Below are 23,362 nucleotides of genomic sequence, written 5' to 3'. Positions count from 1 at the left end.
GTTATTCCTTCCAGCTGGCCAGCGCGTTCACGGCGGCCACGGTGATGGCAGAGCCCCCCAAACGCCCTTCGACGATCATCGAAGGGACCGGCAGGTCAGCCATCAGAGCGTCCTTGGATTCCCGCGCACCGACAAAACCGACAGGGCAGCCGATGATGGCCGCAGGGCGCGGGCAGGACGGGTCCTCTAGCATGTTCAGCAGGTGGAACAGCGCGGTGGGGGCGTTGCCGATAGCGACCAGAGCGCCCTCCATATGGGGACGCCACAGCTCGACCGCGGCGGCGGAGCGGGTGTTCTGCATCTCGGCGGCCATTTCGGGGACGCGCGGGTCTTGCAGGGTGCAGATAATCTGGTTGTCGGCGGGCAGGCGCGGACGGGTGATCCCTTCGGACACCATGCGGACGTCGCAGAGGATCGGCGCACCATTCGCCAGCGCGGCGCGGGCAGTTTCGGCCATGCCGTCGGAGAAGCGCACGTGCTCTTCCAGACCCACAAAGCCAAGGGCGTGGATCATGCGCACGACAACGGGCTCTTCATCCTTGTTGAAGCGGGCGAGGTTGGCCTCGGACCGGATGGTCGCAAAGCTTTCCTTGTAGATGGCGGCACCGTTGGTCTCGTAAACGTGGGGCATTCAGGCTCTCTTGGTCGTCAGAAGGTCGGGATGGCGGATCAGCGCATCGGATGCAAGGCCGGTTGCAAAACTGTTAGCGCTGGCTGTGCCATTGTGGATCAGGTCAAAGGTGTCAGGGGCCGTCGCCGTCAGGGTGATCGGCGCAGGCGACGGGTGCGCGCAGCCCTTGGCGCAACCGGACACGTGCAAGAGATGCAGCGTGTGCGGGGCCAGTTGGCGGGCCAAGGTGCGCGTGTCGCTGAGGGCCTGCGGGCAACCGGGGGCACCGGTGCAGGCCACGACATTCAGGCGCGGATCGGCGGGGTCGGTGATCAGGCCGTCGATCTCGGGCACTGTGGTCAGGTTTTCAAGCAGCAGCATCCGCCACGGGGTCAGGCGGATCGGGGCCAGTTTCGCTAGCGCGGCGAGGGTTTGCGCCTGCATCTGCCCGAATTCGAGGCCAACCAGTGTGCCGTTGCTGGTGCGCCCGATTTGCGGTGTGTGCTGCGCGGGCTGCGCCGGAGCGGTCCGGTATTCGGCGGGTAATTCAGTTGTTTTCAGGTGGCGGGCCATGCGGCCGCGGCCATCCGGTGCGCCGCCGGAGGTCAGGAACCAGCGGGCTAGGTCAAGCGCGGTTTCGGCGGCAGAGTCCACGGTGACGGGGATGCCCATGTCGCAGGTATCGGCGCGGACGATCAGGCCGTTTGCGCCCCGTTCGATGCGGATATCGGCGCTGATATCGGTCAACACGGGCGTTTCGCCGCAATCCACCGCATAGCCGAACTTGCCCGGTGTGGCGGGGGCGTTATCGGACGACAGGGCCAGCATCAAAGCGGTCGCGATACGGTGGCTGTCATCCCCTGCGGTCCAATAAGGGGTCAGGACGATATTCCGGCGGGTCTCGGTCGCGATGTCGCGGTCGATCACCCCGAGCATCCGCAGACCGTCGATCAGCGGGGCGTGGGTGGCATCCGTGACGCCCCGGATCTGCAGGTTCGCGCGGTTCGAGATGTCGATCAGCCCGTTCCCGTAGATCTGCGCCAGATCGGCGATTTGGGCGGCCTTGTCCTGCGCCAAGCGGCTGAGGGGAGCACGCACGCGCACGACCAGACCGTCGCCCGATTGCATGGGGCGCAGGGCACCGGGGCACCAGCCTTGGATGATCGGGGCGCTCATGACAGGGCCTCCAGTTCGGCGATGATCGAGTTGCGGCGCGTGACCCAGAGGCCCGCGTCCATCAACGCGCGGAAGCGGTCCTTGAGCGCCTGAAGGGCCTGCGGGTTGGCTCCCTCCATGAACTCGGTCAGGTCAGCGCGGCCCAAGGTGGCCTCGAAATACTGGTCGAACAGGTGCGGGCCGACGACCCCTGCCAGATGCGCAAAGGCTGCCATGTGGTCCAGCGTTGCGGCGATTTCGGCCGCGCCGCGGAAGCCGTGGTTCATCATGCCATTGGCCCAGTCGGGATTGGCGGCGCGGGCGCGCACGGTGCGGGCAATCTCTTCGTTCAAGGAGCGCGCGCGGGGGCGGTCCGGTTGGGTCGCATCCATGTGGTAGAGCGCGGGGGCCGCTTGGCCAAGGCGCTTCATGGCGGCGGCGAAACCGGCCTCGTGGGCGGCGTAGTCGCTGGCCATCAGCACGTCGGTTTCCGGCAGGTCCTGTAGGTGGACAAAGCTGTCGGCGGTTTGCAGGCGGGATTCGAGGGCCTCGCGGGCCTCGTGGACCTCGCCCTTGGCGTCGATCGCGTGGGAACTGGCGGCGAGCCATGCTTCGCCAGCGGCGGCGCGGGCTTCGTCGCTGTAGTCATCCAGCGCGGCGCCCATGTTCAGGCCGTATTGGCCCGGTTTGGGGCCAAAGACGCGGGGGGCGCGGGCGACGTAGGGGTTGTCCTCGGGGGCCTCTTCGCGCTCGGCCAGTTTGTCGGCGGCGCCTTCGAACATCTGGGCTAGGCCCGGGAAAACGTCTCGGAATAGGCCCGAGACGCGCAGGGTCACGTCGATGCGGGGACGGTTCAGCAGGGCAAGCGGGATGATCTCGAACCCGCTGACCCGTTCGGAGCCGTCGTCCCATTTCGGAGCAAGGCCCGCGAGGTGCAGCGCCATGGCGAATTCCTCGCCTGCGGTGCGCATGGTGGCGCTGCCCCAAAGGTCGATTACCAGCCCCTTGGGCCAGTCGCCGTGGTCCTGTAGGTGGCGGCGCAAGAGTTCCTCGGCCAGCTTGACGCCTTGGGCGTGGGCGGCGCGAGAGGGGACCGAGCGGGGATCGGTGGTGAACAGGTTCCGGCCCGTGGGCAGGACGTCAGAGCGGCCTCGGTAAGGGGAACCCGACGGGCCAGCGGGGACGAAGCGGCCGTTCAGGGCGGCGTGAAGGCCTGCGTTTTCCTGAGCGCCATAGTCGCCTGCGCCAAAGATGTGCAGGCCCTCGCCGTACTGGCTTTCCTTGATGTCGCAGACAAAGCGGTCGATGCGGGTGATGGCTTCGGCGGCGGAGGCGTCCTGCGGGATGCCAAGGTCGGCTTCGACGCCGGTGCCTTGGGCCTCGGCGCGGATGTCGGCGATCAGGCGGTCGCGGCGGGCGGGGTCAAGGCCGTCTGCGGTCGAGTATTCGTCCAGCAGATGTTCGAGGCGGCCCATGCTAGCGGGCAGCTTGGTCTGCGCCATCGGGGGCGGCAGGTGGCCGATGGTGACGGCGGCGATCCGGCGCTTGGCTTGGGCGGCCTCGCCCGGGTCATTGACGATGAAGGGGTAGATGACGGGCAGGTCGCGGATCAGCGCCTCGGGCCAGCAGTCATCCGACAGGGCGACGGATTTGCCCGGCAGCCATTCCAGCGTGCCGTGGGCGCCGATGTGCACCAGCGCGTCCGATTGGGCGCGGAGCCAGAGGTAGAAGGCGACATAGCTGTGGCGCGGGGTGCGCGACAGGTCGTGGTAGTCGTCGTCGCGGGTCTGCACGTCGCCGCGTTCGGGCTGAAGGGCGACCAGTGCGTTCCCTGCGTCGATGGCGGGGAAATGGAAGGCGCCATCTTTGGAAAGTGGATCGGTGTCGGGATTGCCCCAAGCGGCGTGCAGGTCAGCGCGGAGGGGTTCGGGCAGGGTTTCCAGGGCCTGTTCATAGGCCGCAAGAGGGTAGGTCAGGGTTTCAGCGGTCAGGCGCTGGCCAAGGTCAGACTGGGGGCGCACGGTGTGGCCGCTGGCATTCAGATCGGTCAGGATTTGCTCGGCGCTGGCAAGGGCGTCCATGCCGACCGCGTGGGCGATCTGGTAGGTCTTGCCGGGGTAGGTGGACAGCACGAGCGCGATCCGTTTGTCTGCGGCGGGCAGGGTGGACAGGCGGTGCCATGCCTGAACGCGGTCCGCTAGGGCGTCGATGCGGGCAGGGTCCGCGCGGTGGGCAAAGCGGGAATATTCGAGGTCGGGGTCTTTCTTGCCCGGCTGTTTGAAGCTGGCGACACCGGCAAAGATGCGGCCGTCGACTTCGGGCAGGACCACGTGCATGGCAAGGTCGGCGGGCGACAGACCGCGGTCGGCGTCCTTCCAATCCTTCTTGCGGGCGGTCGAGAGGGCAATCTGGAACACGGGGCAGCCAGCGGCATCGAGGGGCGAGGGTTCGCCGTTGCGCCCTTGGGCCGAGAAGGCGGTCGCGTTGACGATCGTGGCGGGTTTCAGGGTGCTTATCTGGGTGCGCAGCCAGTCGGCGGCGGTGGGGGCCTTGAGACTGCTGGCAAAGGCACCGATGGCTTGGAATCCGCGCTGCTCCAACGCCGCGATCATGGCGTCGATGGGCGAGGTGTCGGCAGACGTGAGGTAAGAGCGGTAAAAGGTCACCAGTGCCAGCGGGCGGTCGTCGCGTTGCGGATCGGTGACGACGCCCGTGTCGGGCAGGTAGAAGCCCGCATCCGGCACGGTTTTCGCGCCCATGACGGGAGCAGAATAAAGGCCAGCGGCCAGCGCCAGTTGGGCCAGCGCGGCTTGGGCGGCTACGGCCCCGCCCGCGTCGCACAGGTGCTGAAGGCGGCGCAGGGTGGACACGGGCAGAGTGCTGAGCTGATCCAGCCGGTCATCCTGTCGTCCGTCGGCGGGCAGGACGGCCAGCGCAATCCCTTTGCGCCGCGCCAAGTCTTGCAGGGTTGCCAGACCGTAGGACCAATAGCTCTCGCCGCCGATCAGACGGACGAGGATGCCCTTGGCCCCCTCCAGCGTTTGTTCGGCGTAGACATCCACGGACAGGGGATGTTTCAGCGCCACAAGGTTCGCCAGACGCACCGTCGGCAAAGCCCCCTTGGCCCGATGGTAGCCCGCCGCGAAAGCACCGAGGTCCGAATCCGAAAACGACAGCACAATCAGTTCTGCGGGCGTTTGCCCCAGATCCATCGGCGTATCGCTCTGGTCGAGCCCGTGGCTTTCGCGGAAGACAACGTGCATGGGTTACGCGCCCAATGCCGCTTTGATCGCGGTCTCGTCGATGTGGTCGTGTTCAGCGATCACCACCAGCAGGGACTTGCGCGGACGGTCGCCCCAAGGCTGGTCGTATTGCGCACGGATGCGCTCTCCCACGGCCTGCACGAGGTAGCGCATGGGTTTGCCTTTGACCGCGACGTAGCCTTTGACACGCAAGATATTCTGTTCCCGAGCCATTTTTACAATGGCATCTTGCAACGCTTGCGGGTCTTCGACTTCGCCAAGATCGACCACGACGCTGTCGAAATCGTCATGTTCGTGGTCATCGTGGCCGTCGTGGTGCGAGGGACGGTTCTCAAGGTCATTCTCCGCCGCCGCTTCGAGGCCGAGGATCACGCGGGGATCGACTGCGCCGTCGGTGATCGCGATGATCGGCAGTTTTCGGGGGGCTTCGGCCTCGACCACTTCTTTGGCCTTGGCGATGCCGTCTTCACCGGCCAGATCGGCCTTGGACAGCAGAACGATGTCGGCGCAGCTGATCTGGTCTTCGAAGACCTCGGACAGGGGCGTTTCGTGGTCAAGGCTCTCGTCCGCCTCGCGCTGGGCCTGAACGGCGTCCAGATCGGGGGCGAACTGACCCTTGGCCACGGCTTCGGCATCGGCGACGGCAATCACGCCATCCACGGTGATGCGCGACTTGATCGCGGGCCAGTCGAAGGCCTTGAGCAAGGGCTTGGGCAGGGCCAGACCCGAGGTTTCGATGATGATGTGCTCGGGGGTTTCGGGCAGAGCCATCAGCTGCTCGATGGTCGGGATGAAATCATCGGCCACGGTGCAGCAGATGCAGCCGTTCGCCAGCTCCATGATGTTGCTTTCGGGGCAGTTTTCATCGGCGCAGGATTTCAGGATGTCACCATCCACACCAGCGGTGCCGAATTCGTTGACCAGAACGGCCAGACGCTTGCCCTGAGGGTTCTGCATCAGGTGACGGATCAGCGTGGTTTTGCCGGAACCGAGAAAGCCGGTGATCACGGTCACGGGGATTTTGGACAGATCGGACATGGTTACTCCTGCGGGGGTATGCGGGCGATGGATTGTTTGCGGAACACTTGCGGGCGTTCGCGCCACGGGACGATCCCGTCGGTGGTTTGCGCATAGGCAGAGACCCCTTGCAGGATCTCCTCTATATGGGTTTCCGGGTCCAGATCCCCATAGACATAGGTCCAACGGGAAGGGCCTCCGGTCAGGGCGATCGAGCAGCCGCGCGAACAGGCGGACAGGCATTCCACGGGGCGCAACTGGACGTTTTCGGGCAGTTCGACAGCGCCAAGCGCCTGAAGCATGCGTTCGCCGGGGCGCGGCTCGTCAGGCACGGGCTCGCCTCCGCCGATGCGGCGGCAGGTGGTGCAGACGGTCAGTGTGACCTTGGCCATTCGTGTCCTCCCTTCGGGGCGGATCAGGGGTACGGGCCAAACCGGCGCAACGCGCCTGTTCAGAGCCGGCCGCGACACACCCCGTTCGCCCGTGATATCTCTTCGTCGCGCTGGCAGGTCTCCCGGCTTGCGGAGCCCGAGGTCACCCTCGGCCGGCCCATTCCTTCCCGGCATGTAGATGCCAGTGGCAACGGGGCCTCTCCGGTCACGGTCGCGGGGGCGGCTGCGTTTCGGCACCGGTTTTCACCCGTGCGGTATCGCATTCCCTCTTCGCCTGTCATAGACAGGAACCAGCGCGCCCACCTGATGGAAGGGGGGCACCCTTGTCAAGCGGAAGGATTGTCCTATGACCGAGCAGCCCCAGAACGACGAAGCCCGGCACGCGGCCAAGATGGCCAAAAAGAAAGCGGCGCGGGACAAGATCATGGCCACGAAATCTGGCGAAAAAGGCCTGATCATCGTTCATACCGGACCAGGCAAGGGCAAATCGTCGTCGGGCTTTGGCATGATTCTGCGCTGCATCGCCCACGAGATGCCCTGCGCGGTGGTCCAGTTCATCAAAGGGGCCTGGCAAACCGGCGAGCGCACCCTGATCGAGGCCAACTTCAGTGATCTGTGCCAGTTCCACGCCATGGGCGAAGGCTTCACTTGGGAGACCCAGGACAAAGCCCGCGACATCGAGATGGCGCAGAAAGGCTGGGAAAAGGCCAAGGAACTGATCCGGGATCCGAACATCCGCTTTGTCCTGCTCGATGAGATCAACATCGCGATGCGGTACGACTATATCGACGTCGAAGAGGTCGTGAAATTCCTCCAAGAGGAAAAGCCGGAAATGACCCACGTCTGCCTGACCGGCCGCAACGCCAAAGAACCGTTGATCGAGGCCGCCGATCTGGTGACCGAAATGACGCTGGTCAAGCACCCGTTCCGCTCTGGCATCAAAGGTCAGATGGGCGTCGAATTCTAAGGGGGTCAGGGGGCGCTGCCCCCTCTTGCCACCCCTGCGGGCCGCCAATTCACCCCCGGGGTATTTTGACCAAAGTGAAATAAGAGCGGGGGTTCTGCCTTCATCTTGGTCCAAATACCCTCGCCGAAGGCATTCGGGCGCAGCCCGAAAAGAAAAGAGGGCCGCTGGGGCCCTCTTAGTGTTTCTGGAATTTGGCGCGATCAGATCGCAAGGTATTCGGCGCGCAGTTCAGCGTTGGCCAGAACCTCGGCGGCGGAGCCATCGTAAACGATCGTGCCGGTGTCGAGGATGATCGCGCGGTCGGCGATTTGCAGCACGCGGACAGCGTTCTGTTCGACGATGATGGTGGTGATGCCCTGTTCCTTGATGTGCATCAGGGTTTTTTCGATCTCGTCCACGATCACGGGGGCGAGGCCCTCGTAGGGTTCGTCAAGGAGAAGGACCTTTATGTCACGGGCCAAGGCACGGGCGATGGCCAGCATTTGCTGCTCGCCGCCCGACAGGGTCACGCCCTCTTGTTTGCGGCGCTCGCCGAGGCGGGGGAAGAGGTCATAGAGACGCTCGATCGACCAGCCGATGGGCGGTGCGATCTGGGCCAGTTGCAGGTTTTCCTCGACCGTGAGGCCGGGGATGATGCGGCGGTCTTCGGGGACGAGGCCCAGACCCGCTGCGGCGGCCTGATAGCTAGTCATGTTGTGCAGGGGCTGGTGGTCCAGCCAGATCTCGCCGTGGGTCACTTGGGGGCTGCCGGTGCGGGCAATCGCCCGCAGGGTCGAGGTTTTGCCAGCACCGTTACGACCCAGAAGCGCGAGGATCTCGCCTTCGTGGACGTTAAAGTTCACGCCCTGCACGATGTAGCTTTCACCGTAATAGGCGTGCATGTCCCAGACCGACAGAAAGGCAGGGGCCGTTTCGGCGTGGTTCGAGTTCTTGGAGAAATCGGGTCTTACGTTCATCTCTGTCTCTCCTTAGTCCACATGCGCTTCGCCAAGGTAGGCTTCGCGAACCTTGGGGTGGCCTTTGATGTTTTGCGGCGTGTCTTCAACCAGCGGTGTGCCTTGGGCCAGAACGGTGATCCGGTCTGCAAGGCTGAAGACCACGTGCATGTCGTGCTCGATGATGCACATGGTGATGTCGCGGTTGTGCTTGATCTCCTTGAGCAGGTCGATCGTGTTGTTGGTGTCCGCGCGGGCCATACCTGCGGTGGGTTCGTCCAGCAGCAGCAGACGCGGTTCCTGAACCAGACACATCGCCATTTCCAGACGGCGCTTGTCGCCGCGGGACAGGCTGCCGGCGTGCAGATGCGCTTTGGACAGCATGTTCACGTCGTCCAGCATCTTTTCCGCTTTTTCCAGCATGTCGTATTCGCCAGTCACAGACCCGAAGGCATGCATCCGGAACGAGCCGTCACGGCGGGCAAAGCAGGGGATCATCACGTTTTCCAGAACCGTCAGATCGCCAAAGATTTCAGGCGTCTGGAACACGCGGCTGATGCCCATCTGGTTGATCTCGTGGGGAGAGCGGCCCAGAACCGACTGGCCGTCGAACATGACAGAGCCGGTGTCGGGGATCAGCTTGCCCACAAGGCAGTTGAGCAGGGTGGATTTACCGGCCCCGTTCGGGCCGATAATTGCGTGAACGGTGTTTTCCTGAACGCTGAGGTTCACATCACCAAGGGCTTGCAGACCGCCGAAGCGCTTGCCGACCCCTTTGACTTCGAGAATACCCATTGGTTGCTCTCCTTATTCTGCGGGGTGGCTTTTGGGGGCGTGGGTGCCGTCGTCTTTGGCCTTGTCGCGCGAGAAGACGTTGCGCAGACGCTGGCCCCCTTCGACGAGACCGCCGGGCAGGAAGATCACCACCGCCATGAACAGCAGGCCAAGGGTCAGGGCCCAGCCTTTGCCGATGAAGGGGTGGATGACGAAGACTACGAAATCCTCGAGACCGTCGGGCAGCCAGCTGAACCACTGGTGCAGAACGTTGTCGTTGATCTTCGAGAAGATGTTCTCGAAGTACTTGATGAAGCCTGCGCCCAGAACGGGGCCGATCAGGGTGCCTGCGCCGCCAAGGATGGTCATCAGAACGACCTCGCCCGAGGCGGTCCACTGCATACGCTCGGCGCCTGCCAGCGGGTCCATGGAGGCCATCAGGCCGCCCGCCAGACCGGCATACATGCCCGAAATCACGAACGCCGCCAAAGTGTAGGGACGGGTGTTCAGACCGGTATAGCGCATGCGGTTCTGGTTACACTTGACCGCGCGCAGCATCAGGCCAAAGGGCGAGCGGAAGATGCGCACAGCGATGTAGAACGAGATTAGCATGATGATCGCGCACAGGTAGTAGCCCGCGCTGAACTGGAAGTTCCAGCCGCCAACCGCCATTTCATAGGTCGAGCGCATTTCCAGACCAAAGAGGCTGGTCACCGGGATCGAGCCGTCAGCGGTGGCCGACACACCCAGAATGCGGGGATCGTCCAGGGTCAGCTGCAGGCCGGTTTCACCGTTGGTGATGGGCGTCAGAACCGAGTAGGCGAGGTTGAACGACATCTGCGCAAAGGCCAGCGTCAGGATCGAGAAGTAGATCCCCGACCGGCGCAGCGACACAAAGCCGATGAGCAGCGCAAACAGGCCCGCCACGATGACCGACAGGATGATCGCCGGCAGCACGTTCATGCTGAGCAGCTTGAACATCCACACGGCCGAGTACGACCCCACACCCAGAAACGCGGCGTGGCCAAAGGACAGGTATCCGGTCAGACCGAACAGGATGTTGAAGCCCACCGCAAAGATCCCGAAGATCACGAAGCGCTGCATCAGGTCGGGGTAGCCCGCGTTGAACTGCGCCATACCGCTGTCGGTCGGGAAGGGGTTCAGGATGAACGGTGCGCACAGGGTCAGCACCGCGACGACCAGCAAAAGAGAGGTGTCTTTTTTGTTCAGACCAAACATGGATTATTCCTCCATCACGCCCTTGCGGCCCATAAGGCCACGGGGACGGGTCAGCAGAATGATGATGGCGACGACGTAGATGATGATCTGGTCGATGCCCGGAATGAGGGACTTGATCTCGTTCATCGAGGCAAAGCTCTCGAGGATGCCCAACAGGAAGCCAGCGGCCACAGCACCGGGAAGCGATCCCATGCCGCCCACAACCACCACCACAAAGGACAGCACCAGGAAGTCCATGCCCATGTGGTAGTTCGGGCTGTTGATCGGCGCGTACATCACGCCCGCCAGACCGGCGACTGCCGCCGCAAGGCCGAACATGAAGGTAAAGCGCTTGTCGATGTCGATGCCCAGAAGGCCCACGGTCTCGCGGTCGGCCATACCTGCGCGGACAACCATCCCGAAGGTGGTGAACTGCAAGAAGCTGAACACGCCGCCGATGATCACCGAAGCAAAGCCAAAGTAGATCAGGCGCCAGTAGGGGTAGATCACCGCGTTGGGATCAAAGCCCAGCAACACGCCAAAGTCGAAGCTGCCACGGAACGCCGCGGGGGCGCCGGTGGGAATGGGGTTTGCGCCGTAGAAATACTTGACGATCTCTTGCATCACGATGGCAAGGCCAAAGGTCACAAGGATCTGGTCCGCATGGGGACGCTTGTAGAAGTGCTTGATCAGCCCGCGTTCCATCGCAAAGCCGACGAAGATCATGATCGGGATCGCGAACAGGATCGCAATCGGCACCGACCAGTCGATGATGGCATTGCCGAAATCCGCACCGAACCAGTCTACCACATAGGGCGACTGTACCTTCAGGGGGTTGCCCAGAAAGTCCGTCTTGGTGGGGTCTACGGTTTCAAAGCTGAGGTTGAGAATACGTTGCACGGTGACCGCGCAGAAGGCGCCGATCATGAACAGCGCCCCGTGGGCAAAGTTCACAACGCCAAGAGTGCCGAAGATCAGCGTAAGCCCAAGCGCAATCAGCGCATAGGCCGAGCCCTTGTCGAGCCCGTTCAGGATTTGCAGTAGGATCGCGTCCATGGTTCCGACCGTCTTTTCAATAGGATGCTAGGCCGGTCCGAGGGGTCTCGGACCGGCTGATCAACCGGCCAGCACGATGGCTGGCCGGACCGATTGTAGGGAGCGATTATGCGCCGGGGTTACAGGTACCCAGTGCACCACCCGCGAACATGGGGTGATCGGGCGCATAGGTGACCTGCTCGGTCGGGGTGACTTCGACGATCTCGACCAGTTCGTATTCGTTGGCCGGGTTCTCTGCGCCACGCACAACCAGAACGTCCTTGAAGCACTGGTGGTCGTCTTTGCGGTACAGGGTCTTGCCGTTGCCCAGACCGTCGAACTCGAAGCCTTCCAGAGCTTCGACAACGGCGCAGGGGTTGAACGAACCGGCGCGTGCCACTGCGTCTGCGTACAGAATGGTCTGTGCATAGCAGGTCTGGGCAGCCTGGCTCGGCGGGAAGCCGAACTTTTCGCCGAAGGATTTGACGAACGCGTTGGTGCCGGCATAGGCCGCGCCCATCTGGTTCTCCAGTTTCCAGTCCCAGTTCTGCGAACCGACGATGCCCTTGATGTTGGAACCGGCACCTTTGGCCATCAGCTCGGAGTACAGCGGAACAACGATTTCGAAGTTCTTGCCGTTCACCTGCTTTTCACGCAGGCCGAACTGGACCGCAGCGGTCAGCGAGTTGATCATGTTGCCGCCGTAGTGGTTCAGAACCAGAACGTCTGCACCCGAGTTCAGAACCGGCGCAATGTACGACGAGAAGTCTGTCGCTGCCAGCGGGGTCAGAACGTTGTTCACGGTCTGCCAGCCCAGAGCCTCGGTTGCGGCCTGGATCGACTCTTGCTGGGTCCAGCCCCAGGTGTAGTCGGCGGTCAGGTGATAGGCGCGGCGGTCGTTGCCATACAGCTTAGACAGAACAGGGGCCAGAGCAGCTGCCGACATGTACGCGTTGAACATGTGACGGAAGCCGTTGGCTTTCTTGTCCTTGCCGGTGGTGTCGTTCGAGTGGGTCAGACCCGCCATGAAGATGACGCCAGCTTCTTGGCACAGACCCTGAACAGCCACAGCCACGCCCGAGGACGAGCCGCCCGAAATCATGATCGCGCCGTCTTTTTCGATCATCGACTTTGCCGATGCGCGGGCTGCGTCCGATTTGGTCTGGGTGTCGCCGGTGACGAACTGGACTTTCTTGCCCAGAATACCGTTGCCCTGCAGCGCCTTGGAGCTGAAGGTCTGCAGCATGCCGCCATCGCCGCCACCGTTCAGGTGCTCGACAGCCAGCTCGAATGCGCGCAGCTCGTCCGCGCCCTCGTCGGCGTAGGGGCCGGTCTGGGGGACGTTGAAGCCCAGAGTTACAGTATCGCCGGTGGGTGCGTTAGTGAATCCTTCGTGACTGGCAGCGCGCAGGTAGGTGGGCAAAAGCAAACCACCACCGGCAACCGCACCGGTCTTGAGCACGCCGCGGCGTGTCACATCCATCTTTGACATGGATTTCCTCCCAATTTTTGCAGGTGCTCGGCAGGGCTCCTCTTCCCTGACGAGCGGCACTATGAGTGCAAATCCAGTATCAGCCGGAGTTGTAAAATTTCGCAACAAGGTCGTTGCTTGTAATAATTATTTTGTAAAGCTATACACAATGCAATTGCATACATTGTAAACTATTTTTCTCGCACCTGCAGAAGGGCGCTGAAAAGTAAGGGGAAACTTCATGTCGCGTGGTGCACTGACCGGAAGCCGGATTCGCGAACGTCGCAACATGCTGGGGATGCGGCAGGCCGATCTTGCACGCAATGTGGGAATTTCGGCCAGCTATCTCAATCTGATCGAACACAACCGCCGTAGAATCGGCGGCAAATTGTTGATGGACATTGCGCATACGCTGGACGTGGAACCCGCCGCCCTGAGCGAGGGCGCCGAGGCCCATCTGGTCGCCCGACTGCGCGAGGCCGCCGCCGACGGGGGCAAACGGACCGAGATCGACCGCGTCGATGAATTCGCCGGACGCTTTCCGGGGTGGGCCGAACTGGTGGTCGACAAACAGCGCCGCGTGACCGCGCTGGAGCGCACGGTCGAGGTTCTGACCGACCGTCTGACCCACGACCCGTTCCTGTCTGCGGCCCTGCATGACATTCTGACGGCGGTGACGTCGATCCGGTCCACGTCCTCTATTCTGGTGGAAACTCCAGAACTGGAGCCCGAATGGCGCAGCCGCTTCCACCGCAACATCAACGAGGACAGTCAGCGTCTGTCCGAAGCCTCTCGGTCTTTGGTGACCTATCTGGACGGGGTGGATGACATCGACGCCAGTTCCACTTCGCCGCAAGAGGAACTGGAGGCGTTTCTTGGGGCCTTTGATTTCCACTTCCCCGAACTGGAAGAACCGGTCGAGGAAGGCACTATCGAAAATCTGGTCAGCGGGGCGGATCTGCTGCGCTCTGGCTCGGCGCGGACCCTGGCTGCGGCGCACCTCTATCAGTACGCCGAGGATGCGCGCCGTGTGCCCTTGGCCAAACTGCGCGGGGTGCTGGGCACTCATGGGCTGGAGCCTGCCATGCTGGCCGGTGCCTTGGCCGTGGATTTGCCGACGATCTTTCGCCGTCTGGCGGCGTTGCCCCGCGAAATGGGCTATGGTCCGATCGGTCTGGTGGCCTGCGATGCGTCGGGCACGCTGGTGTTCCGCAAGCAGATCGAGGGATTCCCTCTGCCGCGCTTTGGTGCCGCATGTCCGCTGTGGCCCTTGTTCCGGTCTTTGAGCCAACCGATGATGCCTTTGCTGATGGACCTCGCGCAAAGTGGACGTGGTGCCGGACATTTCCGCACTTATTCTATTGCGCAGCCCGTCGGGGATCTGAGTTTCGGGAAAACCATGCGTTTTGAGGCAAGTATGCTGGTCATCCCCGAAGAAGATGCGCTAGAAAAAAGCTACGATGTGGTCGGTGTGAGTTGCCGTATTTGTCCACGCAGTGATTGTGGCGCTCGCAGAGAGCCGTCGATTCTGGCAGAGGGGTTTTGACATTTAATTGCGCAATGCGCGATACTCCTGTGATGCGTGTTATCCAGGGGAGGGGGTGATGCCATGGGGAAGCGAGTTCTTCTGATCGAAGATGAGCCAAACATCATCGAGGCGATCAGTTTTATTCTGTCCCGGGACGGATGGGAGGTGGATACCCACGCCAACGGCACCGATGCCGTTGACAAGGTCAACCGCCGCCAGCCCGATCTGGTGATACTGGATGTGATGCTGCCGGGACGCAGCGGTTTCGATATCCTGAAGGAATTGCGGGCCAACGCGCCCACAGCCGGTCTGCCGGTCCTGATGCTGACCGCGCGCGGCCAGACCAAGGACCGCGAGACGGCTCAGGCCCTTGGGGCGTCGCGGTTCATGACCAAGCCATTCTCGAATGCCGAAGTGCTCGAGAGCGTCAGGGCCTTGGCCGCGGGCGTACAAGCCCAAGGCTAATGGGACGCAAACCCGAAAATCCGCTCTTTCTAGAGCGGCAACGCTATAGGATGCGCCGTATCATGGATGCGGCGCGTTTTGCGCCTGTGCTTGCGGCTTTCTTGTTTCTGATCCCCTTGATGTGGGGCGCAGGGCAGGAGGTGCCGACCGCCAGTGCGCTGATCTATATCTTTGGCGCTTGGGCGGGGCTGATCGCTGTGACGGCCTTTTTGTCCCACAAGCTGCGCAAAATGCCCCGCGATAACTGGCAGGAGCGCCCCTGATGGGGATTCTGAATGTTCTGGTCACGGTATCGCTGGCCTATGTGCTGTTCCTTTTCACTGTTGCGTTCTTTGCGGACCGGTCGGCGGCGCGGGGGCGGGCCAAGTGGCTACAGAGCCCGCTGATCTACACCCTGTCATTGTCGATCTATTGTACCGCGTGGACGTTCTATGGGGCGGTGGGTTATGCGGCGCGCTCGGGGGTGGAGTTTCTGACCATCTATCTGGGGCCCTCGATCGTGATGATCGGCTGGTGGTGGACCCTGCGCAAACTGGTGCGCATCGGGCGCAGCCAGCGCGTGACCTCGATCGCGGACCTGATTTCGTCGCGCTTCGGGAAATCCAACAGTCTGGCCGTGGTCGTGACGGTGATCGCTGTGGTCGGCACCACGCCCTATATCGCGCTGCAGCTTCAGTCTGTGACCTTGGCTCTAGAGGCGTTCGCGGGCGATGTGGCCAAGACCTCGGGCGGGCCGTCGGCGACGACCCTGTGGCTGGCAGCTGGTCTGGCGCTGTTCACCGTGCTGTTCGGCACCCGCAATCTGGACGCCAACGAACGCCACGACGGTGTGGTCATGGCCATCGCGGTCGAGGCTGTGGTCAAACTGGTCGCGCTGGTCGCTGTGGGCCTGTTTGTAATCTGGGGCATCGGCGGGGGCGTCGGCCCCACGCTGGAACGGATTTCCCAGTCGGATATTGCCCGCTGGGATGTGTCTGGCGGCCGTTGGATGGGTCTGATGTTCCTGTCGGCCTCTGCTGTGCTGACCTTGCCCCGTATGTTTCAGGTGCTCGTGGTCGAGAACGAGGATGAACGCCATCTGGCCACCGCCAGTTGGGCCTTTCCGGCCTATCTGATGCTGATGAGCCTGTTCGTCGTGCCCATCGCCGTGATCGGGCTGGAGCATATGCCAGAGGGCGCGAACCCTGACCTGTTCGTGCTGACCTTGCCGCTATCCGAGGGGCAGAACACCCTTGCGATGCTCAGTTTCCTTGGCGGATTTTCGTCAGCCACCTCGATGGTGATCGTGGCGGCGATTGCGCTGTCCACCATGGTGTCGAACCACATAGTGATGCCGATCTGGCTGTCTGCCCAAGGCTCCACCGCCATTGTCGCCGGCGATGTGCGCCATGTGGTGCTGCTGTCGCGCCGCCTGTCGATCATGGGGGTGCTGACGCTGGGGTACCTCTATCACCACACCACCGGCGGGGGCGAGGCGTTGGCCTCCATCGGCTTGATCAGTTTCGCTGGGGTCGCGCAGACCTTGCCCGCGCTCTTGGGGGGCATCTTCTGGCGCGGGGCCACGCGGATCGGGGCCCTGTGCGGAATGGTCGTGGGGTTTGTGGCGTGGGCCTATACGCTGTTTATGCCCAGCTTTGGCCCCGAAGTCTTTCTTTCTGATGAGTTTTTGCGCAACGGCCCCATGGGGATCGGCTGGTTGCGTCCGCAGGCGCTGTTCGGGATTTCGCAGGGCGATCCGCTGGTCCATTCCATCATCTGGAGCATGTCCCTGAACGCGCTGGCGTTCTTTGTGGGCTCTTTGGTCAGCTTCCCGACCCCGCTGGAGCGGTTGCAAGGGGCGCAGTTCGTCAACGTCTTTGATCATTCCACACGGCCTGGCAGCTGGTCTCGTGGCATGGCCGAGGCAGAGGATCTGCTGGTCATGGCGCAGCGAATCCTTGGCCCGTCCGAGGCCCAGTCGCTGTTCCGCTCCGAAGCGGCCAGCCAAGGGATCACCGGCTATCTGCCCGAAACCACGCCCGAATTCCTGCAGCGGCTGGAGCGCGAGATGGCAGGCTCTGTGGGTGCCGCAACGGCCCACGCGATGATCGGGCAGATACTGGGCCGTGCGTCTGTCACGGTCGAGGACCTGATGGCCGTGGCCGACGAGACCGCGCAGATCATGGAGTACTCGAACCAGCTCGAGGCGAAATCGGCGGAACTGACCCGCACCGCCCGCCAGCTGCGCGCCGCGAACGAAAAGCTGACCCAAATGTCGGTGCAAAAGGACGCCTTCCTGTCCCAGATCAGCCACGAATTACGCACGCCCATGACTTCGATCCGCGCGTTCTCGGAAATCCTGCGGGATGGTGGATTGGACGAGGCCGCGCTGGCCAAATACGCGGGCATTATCCATGATGAGGCGATCCGTCTGACCCGACTGCTCGATGACCTTCTGGACCTGAGCGTGCTCGAGAACGGCCAAGTCAGCCTGAACGAGCGCATCGGCCGCTTGGGTGACGTGCTGGATCAGGCCGAGGCCGCCGCCGGGATCGAGAACAGCCGTTTGCGCGTCGTGCGGTCCCGCGTGCGCGAGGATCTGGTGCTGTACACTGATCTGGACCGGCTTGCTCAGGTTTTCATCAACCTGATTTCGAATGCGTTGAAATATTGCGATGCCAAACGCCCCCGACTCGAGATCGCCGTGCGCGATCTGGGGGACAATCTGGCGATCGACTTTGTCGATAACGGTGGGGGTATTCCGACCGCCTCGCAAGACGTGATTTTCGAGAAATTCTCTAGGGTTGGCAGCGATCAGGCGGCTGGGGGCGCGGGCCTCGGGCTGGCCATTTGCCGAGAGATTGTGCACCGCCTCGGGGGCACGGTGTCCTATTTGCCCGGTCAGGGGGGCGCTGCGTTTCGCGTGCTGCTGCCCATGACGGTGGTGCGGCAAAACCGGGGATCGTAACCCCTTGGTAATCATGATGGGGGTAGGGTCGACCTTGCCCCAGTCCTGATACGCGCGAATGGTTATGCCCGATACTGCCTTGGAACGAATGGTCCGAACCGGCCCGAAACCCGTCGAACCCAGCGACCGGTTTGCCCGTGCCTGCGAGGTGGCGTTGGGCGACGCCTTGAACCATCCGGTTGTGGTCGAGGAAACGCCCCGCACCCAGATCACCGCGCGCGAAGCGGTGCGAGAACTGTCCGAAGGCGCGATGGTGCTGCTGCTGGACGCGCCCGATGGCGGGACCGGCGCACTGTTGATGCCCGCCGATCTGGCGGCGGGGATGATCGAGCTGTTGACCTTTGGCATGTTGTCCCGCGGGCCGGTAGCGGCGCGGATGCCTACGGCGACCGATGCTGCTGTGATCGAACCTGTGGTGCGGGCGCTGCTGCAACGGATGGCCGCGTGGGAGGATGGGCAGCCGATGCGGTTCGGGGCCTTGCTCGCCCCCAGTCATTTTGCGCGGGTGATGCCCGAGGGGATGCTGGATGCTTATTGCGCCAAGGTGACTTTGTCTGACGAACGGGCAGGGCATCTGCGGGTGCTGGTCCCTGTACCTGTCCCTGAGGAGCCGGAGCGCGATCCAGAGGTCGAGGCGAAATGGCGGGCCAGCATGGCCGAGAACGTCACCGGATCAACCGTGCGGGTCGAGGTGATGCTGGACGCGCTGCACCTGACCTTGGCCGAGGTCAGCGAGTGGACCGAGGGGACGGTTCTGACCTTTCCGGTCGAGGCGCTGGAAAGCGCCGAGTTGCGCGTGCGTGGCGGGGACTGCATTGGCCGCGCCCGCGTGGGGCGGCTGGGGGCGCATCGGGCGGTTCGGCTGCCTGCCGCAGAACCCGCGCCAGAGGCAGAGCTGGATATGCCGATGATGCCCGCGCTGGTCCCCGAAAACGACAACGGGGACGATTTTCCAATCGCCCCCGTCTGAATGTCGTAAAAGCCTGAACGATCAGCTGTTTGCCAGAATGTCCAGTTGCGGGCGCAGCTGGCCCAGTGCGTAACCTGCCGCTTGGGTGGCGGCCAGAATGTCGTCAGCGGACATTTCCTTGGCCATGGCAAAGCTCCAGAGCACCGAACAACGGGTGCCGGACGCACAATAAGCCAGCACGGGGCCGTTTGCGGCCGCGAGCGTTTCGCGGTGGCGGGCAATGACCTCGGGGGTCATGGTGCTGTGGGTGACCGGATGGACATGGAATTCCAGTCCGGCCGCAGCTGCCGCCTTGCCGATTTCCTCGGCCCAAAGCTGGGGCGGGTTCTCGGCGTCAGGCCGGTTGCAGATCAGAACCTTGTAGCCGGCATCCACGATCGCGGGGATGTCGTCAGGGGTGATCTGGGGCGTGACAGAGTAGGTGGGTGTGATTTCGCGGATATCCATCCGATTCACTTACTCTGCCGGAACCGCCCGGTCCAGTGTCGTCCGCAGGGCGGGCGCAGCAAACATGCCAAGGGCCATCGAGCCAACGAACACCAGACCACCGATCCCGTTAAAGGTCAGCGAGGCAATCGACGGGCCCGGGCACAGACCGGCCAGACCCCAACCTGCGCCAAACAGCACAGATCCCAGAACCAGATTGCGGCCAAGGCGCGCTTCGGGTTTCGGGGGGAATTCGCCGCCCACAAGGGGTTTACGGCCACGGGTCAGCTGCCATGCCACGAACATCGGGATGATCGCACCGCCCATCACGAAGGCCAGCGTCGGGTCCCAGTTGCCGAAAACGTCAAGCCAGCCCTGCACCTTGGCGGTGTCCACCATGCCCGAGACGGTCAGGCCCGCGCCAAACAGGCTACCGGCCAGCAAAGCAAAAAGATTGCGCATCAGATCACCCCCATCACATGGCGGAACAGCACAACGGTCAGACCGCCGGCCAGAATGTACATCACGGTTGCCACGATCCCGCGCAGGGACAGGCGCGAAATCCCGCAGACCCCGTGACCCGAGGTGCAGCCATTCGCAAAGCGGGTGCCAACGCCTACCAGAATACCGGCAGCGGCGATGACCCAGAGGTTCGAGGTCAGGTGGGTGTCCACCTCTTTGTAGAAGGGTACGATCAGCGCGGGGATGATCAACAGGCCAGCCAGGAACGACAGACGCTCTGCCGCCGTGCTCCAACCGCTGCCATCCACGAGGCCGCCGATGATACCGCTGGCGCCCATAATCCTGCCGTTCGCAAGCAGGTAGACCGCGCCACCAAGACCGATCAGCACGCCGCCGATCAGGCCCATAATCCAGTCTTGTTCCATTGCGTTTCCTAAGTCCTGTAGGGAGACGGGGGCGGGGAAGGGCCCGCCCGCCACATCAGATTTTGTTGACGGGGACCTTGAGGAACACGTCGCCATTCTCGTCAGGTTCGGGCATGTGGCCCGCGCGCATGTTCACCTGAAGCGAGGGGATAATCAGTCGGGGCATCGCCAGCGTAGCGTCGCGCTCGTCGCGCATGCGGACGAAATCTTCCATCGGTTTGCCTTCGCCCACGTGGACGTTGAAGCGCTTCTGCTCGCCCACGGTGGTTTCCCATGCATAGAAGTCGCGGCCCGGTGCCTTGTAATCGTGGCCCACAAAGATGCGGGTCTCGTCGGGCAGGGACAGGATCTTCTGGATCGAGTTGAACAGCGTTTCCGACGAACCGCCGGGGAAGTCACAACGCGCGGTGCCGAAGTCGGGCATGAACAGGGTGTCGCCCACGAAGGCCGCATCGCCGATCACATAGGTCAGACAGGCCGGGGTGTGGCCGGGGGTGTGCAGCACGTCGCCGCGCATCTGGCCGATGTGGAAGCTGTCGCCCTCTTTGAACAGTTTGTCGAACTGGCTGCCATCGCGCTGGAACTTGGTGCCTTCGTTGAAGACTTTGCCAAAGGTGTCCTGAACAACGGTGATATTGTCGCCGATCCCGATCTTGCCGCCAACGCGTTCCTGAATATAGGGCGCGGCCGACAGGTGGTCTGCGTGTACGTGGCTTTCGAGCAGCCATTCAACGGTCAGGTTGTTGTCCTGAACGTATTTGATGATCGCGTCCGCCGAACGGGTGTCAGTGCGGCCCGAGGCATAGTCGAAGTCCAGAACGCTATCCACAACGGCGCAGGCACTGCCCTGAGGGTCGCGCACGACGTAGGAAATCGTGAAAGTGGCTTCGTCGAAAAATGCGGTCACTTCGGGTTTCATCAGGGTGTCTCCGGGTGGTTGTTAGAAATCATATATAATAAAGTGAATATGTGATGCAAGTATTTTCGCATTGATTTGGGTCAAGGCACCGTGAGCCCCAAAGCTGTAATCTTAATGTTGCAATGTGGAACTAATGAAAGGTGCGAAAAATGAGCAACTACGACAAAATTCGCGCCAAGTTGCAGGATCGACTGCATGAGCTGTCTTCCAGACTTGACGCAATCGAAGGTGAACTGGAAAGTCATACTACGCGCGACTGGGAAGACTTGGCCACGGAGCGCGAAGGTGACGAGGTTCTGGAACGTCTCGGCCAGACCGGTGAGCAAGAGGCCGCCCGTATCAAGGCGGCACTGGGCCGGATCGAATCGGGGACTTATGGAACCTGTGGATCGTGCGGGGAACAGATTTCGCTCGCGCGGCTCGAAGCGGTACCAACGGCAGTCTTATGCCGCACTTGCGCTGCCGAGGCAGCATCATCTGGCGCATTAGGGGAGGAAACGCGCATGGACCTTTACGAGAAGAAAGCCGACCTGCTGGCACGTATCAATAACGCAGGCGAAGAACGTCACGAATTTCTGCCCGAACTTCAGGGGCTCGTCCAAGAGCTCGAGGCCAAAGGCAACACCGTATCGGCCAACATCAAATACATGGTGGCCGAGCTGGAAGACGAGGCCCGCGAGGCCGAAATGGACAACTTCCCCATCTAAGGGGCGGTTTGACCGAACGGACAGGTGGAAATGCCTGACCAGAGGAATGCAAGGGGCGCGCCACAGGGTGCGCCCCTTTTTGCGTCAGCTCAGCGAGATGCCCATGATGACCGCCATCAGGCCGATCACCGACACGAACAGGGCGCCCATGTTAATCGGCATGACCTTTTTGATGCGCTCGCGCAGCTCTTCGTCGGTCAGGTTGGCGCGCTTGGCCTTCCAGACGGCAATGATCGACCAGACAATGCCTGACAACCCCAGCAGCGACAGGGCGGCACCGCCCCAGATCATCCAGCTCATGTGCTTCTCCAAGAAATATGTCGGGGGCAGCGGTAAAACATGCTGGCCCCTGCGGCAAGACCTTGCACCCCTGTCGGCCAGCGTCTATCCCCACATGTGGTCAAAAACGCGAGGAACCCCATGAGCGATATTACCGAAAGCGCCGTTGATGCGAACTATCGTGTGACTGCGGACGAGTTGCGTCAGTTTATCGAGCGTTTCGAGCGTCTCGAAATCGAGAAGAAAGACATCGCCGACCAGCAAAAAGAGGTCATGGCCGAGGCAAAGGGCCGCGGTTACGACGTCAAGGTCATGCGCAAGATCATCAGCCTGCGCAAGCGCGACCGCGACGATATCGCCGAAGAAGAGGCGATTCTCGAGATGTACAAAGAAGCGCTTGGCATGAGCTAAGCCGCAATCCGGCTGGCAGGCGCGCCGTGTGGCGCGCCATCGCCAATCAGGGTTGCAACAGACGCACGCCGGGCAGTTCGGCGACGCGCTTGAGATCCCGCTCGTAATCGACTGTCACACGTTCGACGATGTCCTGGGTCAGGCCGGGCAGGTCCAGTTCCTGCTCCAGTTTCTCTTCGATCGCGAATTTATCCAGAAACGCCATGATGATCCGCTGGCGCTGTGCGGCGGTCTGCGGCGGTTTGCTGTCGATATAGGTTTTCAGGCGGCCAAGCCCTTCGGCAGTCATGACCTCGGCCAGAATGTCGTATTCACCGGCCATGGGGCTGTCAGACTCGACCCCTGCAACCTCGCGCAGGATGTCACCCCAAAGGATCGGCAGATCCTCGTGGCACCAGACGGTGAAATCGGCCTGCGGCACGGCATTCACCAGTTTCTCGATCATGTCCGACCAGCGCACATCGGCCAAACGCACGCCATCCACAAACTCGGCAAAGCTGCTGGCCCCCGACAGGCGGAAGGTTTCAGCGATGAACATGACCGGATTGCGGATGCCCATATAGATTTGCAGTTCCGTGGTGGGCAGCAGCCCGTTCACATCGGCCAGACGTTTGGGGGCGATGGGATACAGCTTGCCCCGTTCGAAAATCCGGTGCGCGCGGCCCAGAATGTTTTCCTGCGCCAGAACGATCCGGTCGATCCCCGATGATACGCCAATATCCTTGAGCATCCGGTCGCGAACGCGCTGGTTCACGGGGTCGCCCTTCATCACGTCGGTCAGCATATCAAGGATAGGCTTGCGGTAATCATTCACCTGCGGAACCGAAATTCCCGCGATTTCAAGCCGGTCCGCGTTTGCGGTCAGGCACTGGATCAGCCGGTCGTTGTCTGTCCCGTGAGCACCGATATGCAAGGCGATCTGCATCGTTCGTAGCCTCTTTGCGTGGTCTTATAATCTTGACTATATCATATGGTCTTTTCTGGAC

Annotated in this window: 24 protein-coding genes and 1 riboswitch; of the genes, 8 read left to right on the top strand and 16 right to left on the bottom strand. The window is 62.3% G+C overall.

The features are described 5' to 3' along the window. Position 1 precedes the first annotated feature (1 nt). Genes HJ536_RS07475 through HJ536_RS07455 form a run of 5 tightly spaced genes read right to left on the bottom strand, consistent with a single transcriptional unit; the run spans position 2 to position 6,437 of the window. A complete protein-coding gene (locus HJ536_RS07475) occupies positions 2–631 on the bottom strand; it encodes a precorrin-8X methylmutase (RefSeq protein ID WP_177157219.1) in 630 nt (209 codons plus the stop codon). Further along, positions 632–1,786, bottom strand: coding sequence for a precorrin-3B synthase (cobG, locus tag HJ536_RS07470; RefSeq protein ID WP_177157218.1), 1,155 nt, complete (start codon positions 1,784–1,786; stop codon positions 632–634). It abuts the gene before it with no gap. Further along, on the bottom strand, positions 1,783–5,028 hold the full coding sequence (cobN, locus tag HJ536_RS07465; protein WP_177157217.1) for a cobaltochelatase subunit CobN: 3,246 nt from the start codon (positions 5,026–5,028) through the stop codon (positions 1,783–1,785). Before cobN ends, cobG begins: the two co-directional genes overlap by 4 nt. 3 nt (positions 5,029–5,031) lie before the next feature. Further along, positions 5,032–6,066: a cobalamin biosynthesis protein CobW gene (cobW, locus tag HJ536_RS07460; RefSeq protein WP_176855254.1), complete on the bottom strand. Its 1,035-nt coding sequence runs from the start codon at positions 6,064–6,066 to the stop codon at positions 5,032–5,034. Between the two features lie 2 nt (positions 6,067–6,068). Continuing rightward, on the bottom strand, positions 6,069–6,437 hold the full coding sequence (locus HJ536_RS07455; protein WP_176855253.1) for a DUF1636 family protein: 369 nt from the start codon (positions 6,435–6,437) through the stop codon (positions 6,069–6,071). Positions 6,438–6,532: 95 nt separating this feature from the next. Beyond that, positions 6,533–6,747, bottom strand: a riboswitch (cobalamin riboswitch). Between the two features lie 36 nt (positions 6,748–6,783). Between HJ536_RS07455 and cobO the strand changes: the two genes are divergently transcribed. Next, positions 6,784–7,404 (top strand): cob(I)yrinic acid a,c-diamide adenosyltransferase, encoded by a 621-nt coding sequence (gene cobO, locus HJ536_RS07450; RefSeq protein WP_176855252.1) that lies wholly within the window; start codon positions 6,784–6,786, stop codon positions 7,402–7,404. A 200-nt stretch (positions 7,405–7,604) separates the two neighbouring features. On the opposite strand, the gene HJ536_RS07445 is transcribed toward cobO, so the two are convergent. From HJ536_RS07445 to HJ536_RS07425, 5 genes are all read right to left on the bottom strand, one after another. Further along, on the bottom strand, positions 7,605–8,360 hold the full coding sequence (locus HJ536_RS07445; protein ID WP_176855251.1) for an ABC transporter ATP-binding protein: 756 nt from the start codon (positions 8,358–8,360) through the stop codon (positions 7,605–7,607). Positions 8,361–8,372: 12 nt separating this feature from the next. Then, complete coding sequence (locus HJ536_RS07440) at positions 8,373–9,134, bottom strand: ABC transporter ATP-binding protein (protein WP_176855250.1); 762 nt, start codon at positions 9,132–9,134, stop codon at positions 8,373–8,375. A 12-nt stretch (positions 9,135–9,146) separates the two neighbouring features. Further along, complete coding sequence (locus tag HJ536_RS07435) at positions 9,147–10,352, bottom strand: branched-chain amino acid ABC transporter permease (protein ID WP_176855249.1); 1,206 nt, start codon at positions 10,350–10,352, stop codon at positions 9,147–9,149. A gap of 3 nt (positions 10,353–10,355) precedes the next feature. Beyond that, positions 10,356–11,387 carry a branched-chain amino acid ABC transporter permease gene (locus HJ536_RS07430; RefSeq protein WP_177157216.1) on the bottom strand — a complete coding sequence of 344 codons (1,032 nt, stop codon included), beginning with the start codon at positions 11,385–11,387 and terminating at the stop codon, positions 10,356–10,358. Positions 11,388–11,493: 106 nt separating this feature from the next. Then, the gene (locus tag HJ536_RS07425; RefSeq protein WP_177157215.1) at positions 11,494–12,858 is read right to left on the bottom strand and encodes a substrate-binding protein; all 1,365 of its coding nucleotides are present in this window, start codon (positions 12,856–12,858) and stop codon (positions 11,494–11,496) included. Positions 12,859–13,078: 220 nt separating this feature from the next. Between HJ536_RS07425 and HJ536_RS07420 the strand changes: the two genes are divergently transcribed. From HJ536_RS07420 to HJ536_RS07400, 5 genes are all read left to right on the top strand, one after another. Next, positions 13,079–14,383: a helix-turn-helix transcriptional regulator gene (locus HJ536_RS07420; protein WP_176855246.1), complete on the top strand. Its 1,305-nt coding sequence runs from the start codon at positions 13,079–13,081 to the stop codon at positions 14,381–14,383. 63 nt (positions 14,384–14,446) lie between these two features. After that, the gene (locus tag HJ536_RS07415; protein ID WP_176855245.1) at positions 14,447–14,830 is read left to right on the top strand and encodes a response regulator transcription factor; all 384 of its coding nucleotides are present in this window, start codon (positions 14,447–14,449) and stop codon (positions 14,828–14,830) included. Positions 14,831–14,892: 62 nt separating this feature from the next. Next, positions 14,893–15,093, top strand: coding sequence for a hypothetical protein (locus HJ536_RS07410; protein WP_228028660.1), 201 nt, complete (start codon positions 14,893–14,895; stop codon positions 15,091–15,093). After that, on the top strand, positions 15,093–17,777 hold the full coding sequence (locus HJ536_RS07405) for an ATP-binding protein (protein ID WP_177157213.1): 2,685 nt from the start codon (positions 15,093–15,095) through the stop codon (positions 17,775–17,777). Before HJ536_RS07410 ends, HJ536_RS07405 begins: the two co-directional genes overlap by 1 nt. A gap of 64 nt (positions 17,778–17,841) precedes the next feature. Then, entirely contained in the window at positions 17,842–18,747 is a 906-nt protein-coding gene (locus HJ536_RS07400; protein ID WP_177157212.1) for a FliM/FliN family flagellar motor switch protein, read from the top strand. A 21-nt stretch (positions 18,748–18,768) separates the two neighbouring features. Here HJ536_RS07400 and HJ536_RS07395 read toward each other — a convergent pair whose 3' ends face one another. Genes HJ536_RS07395 through HJ536_RS07380 form a run of 4 tightly spaced genes read right to left on the bottom strand, consistent with a single transcriptional unit; the run spans position 18,769 to position 20,979 of the window. After that, complete coding sequence (locus tag HJ536_RS07395) at positions 18,769–19,194, bottom strand: protein tyrosine phosphatase family protein (protein WP_177157211.1); 426 nt, start codon at positions 19,192–19,194, stop codon at positions 18,769–18,771. Positions 19,195–19,203: 9 nt separating this feature from the next. Further along, positions 19,204–19,635 carry a DUF6691 family protein gene (locus tag HJ536_RS07390; RefSeq protein ID WP_177157210.1) on the bottom strand — a complete coding sequence of 144 codons (432 nt, stop codon included), beginning with the start codon at positions 19,633–19,635 and terminating at the stop codon, positions 19,204–19,206. Then, positions 19,635–20,060, bottom strand: coding sequence for a YeeE/YedE family protein (locus HJ536_RS07385; RefSeq protein ID WP_176855239.1), 426 nt, complete (start codon positions 20,058–20,060; stop codon positions 19,635–19,637). Before HJ536_RS07385 ends, HJ536_RS07390 begins: the two co-directional genes overlap by 1 nt. A 55-nt stretch (positions 20,061–20,115) precedes the next feature. Next, entirely contained in the window at positions 20,116–20,979 is an 864-nt protein-coding gene (locus HJ536_RS07380; protein ID WP_177157209.1) for an MBL fold metallo-hydrolase, read from the bottom strand. A gap of 149 nt (positions 20,980–21,128) precedes the next feature. Here HJ536_RS07380 and HJ536_RS21200 point away from each other — a divergent pair, with 149 nt between their 5' ends. Beyond that, positions 21,129–21,686 carry a TraR/DksA C4-type zinc finger protein gene (locus tag HJ536_RS21200; RefSeq protein WP_176855237.1) on the top strand — a complete coding sequence of 186 codons (558 nt, stop codon included), beginning with the start codon at positions 21,129–21,131 and terminating at the stop codon, positions 21,684–21,686. 84 nt (positions 21,687–21,770) lie between these two features. Here HJ536_RS21200 and HJ536_RS07370 read toward each other — a convergent pair whose 3' ends face one another. Beyond that, positions 21,771–21,986: a hypothetical protein gene (locus tag HJ536_RS07370; RefSeq protein WP_177157208.1), complete on the bottom strand. Its 216-nt coding sequence runs from the start codon at positions 21,984–21,986 to the stop codon at positions 21,771–21,773. Between the two features lie 120 nt (positions 21,987–22,106). On the opposite strand from HJ536_RS07370, the gene HJ536_RS07365 reads away from it, so the two are divergent. After that, positions 22,107–22,376, top strand: coding sequence for a DUF2312 domain-containing protein (locus HJ536_RS07365; protein WP_176855235.1), 270 nt, complete (start codon positions 22,107–22,109; stop codon positions 22,374–22,376). A 46-nt stretch (positions 22,377–22,422) separates the two neighbouring features. Here HJ536_RS07365 and HJ536_RS07360 read toward each other — a convergent pair whose 3' ends face one another. After that, complete coding sequence (locus tag HJ536_RS07360) at positions 22,423–23,301, bottom strand: hypothetical protein (protein WP_177157207.1); 879 nt, start codon at positions 23,299–23,301, stop codon at positions 22,423–22,425. Positions 23,302–23,362 lie beyond the last annotated feature (61 nt).

The organism is Donghicola mangrovi, assembly GCF_013377535.1.
Lineage (GTDB): Bacteria > Pseudomonadota > Alphaproteobacteria > Rhodobacterales > Rhodobacteraceae > Donghicola > Donghicola mangrovi.
Note: the sequence above shows the minus strand (reverse complement) of the source record. Positions and strands in the feature narration are given on the sequence as shown.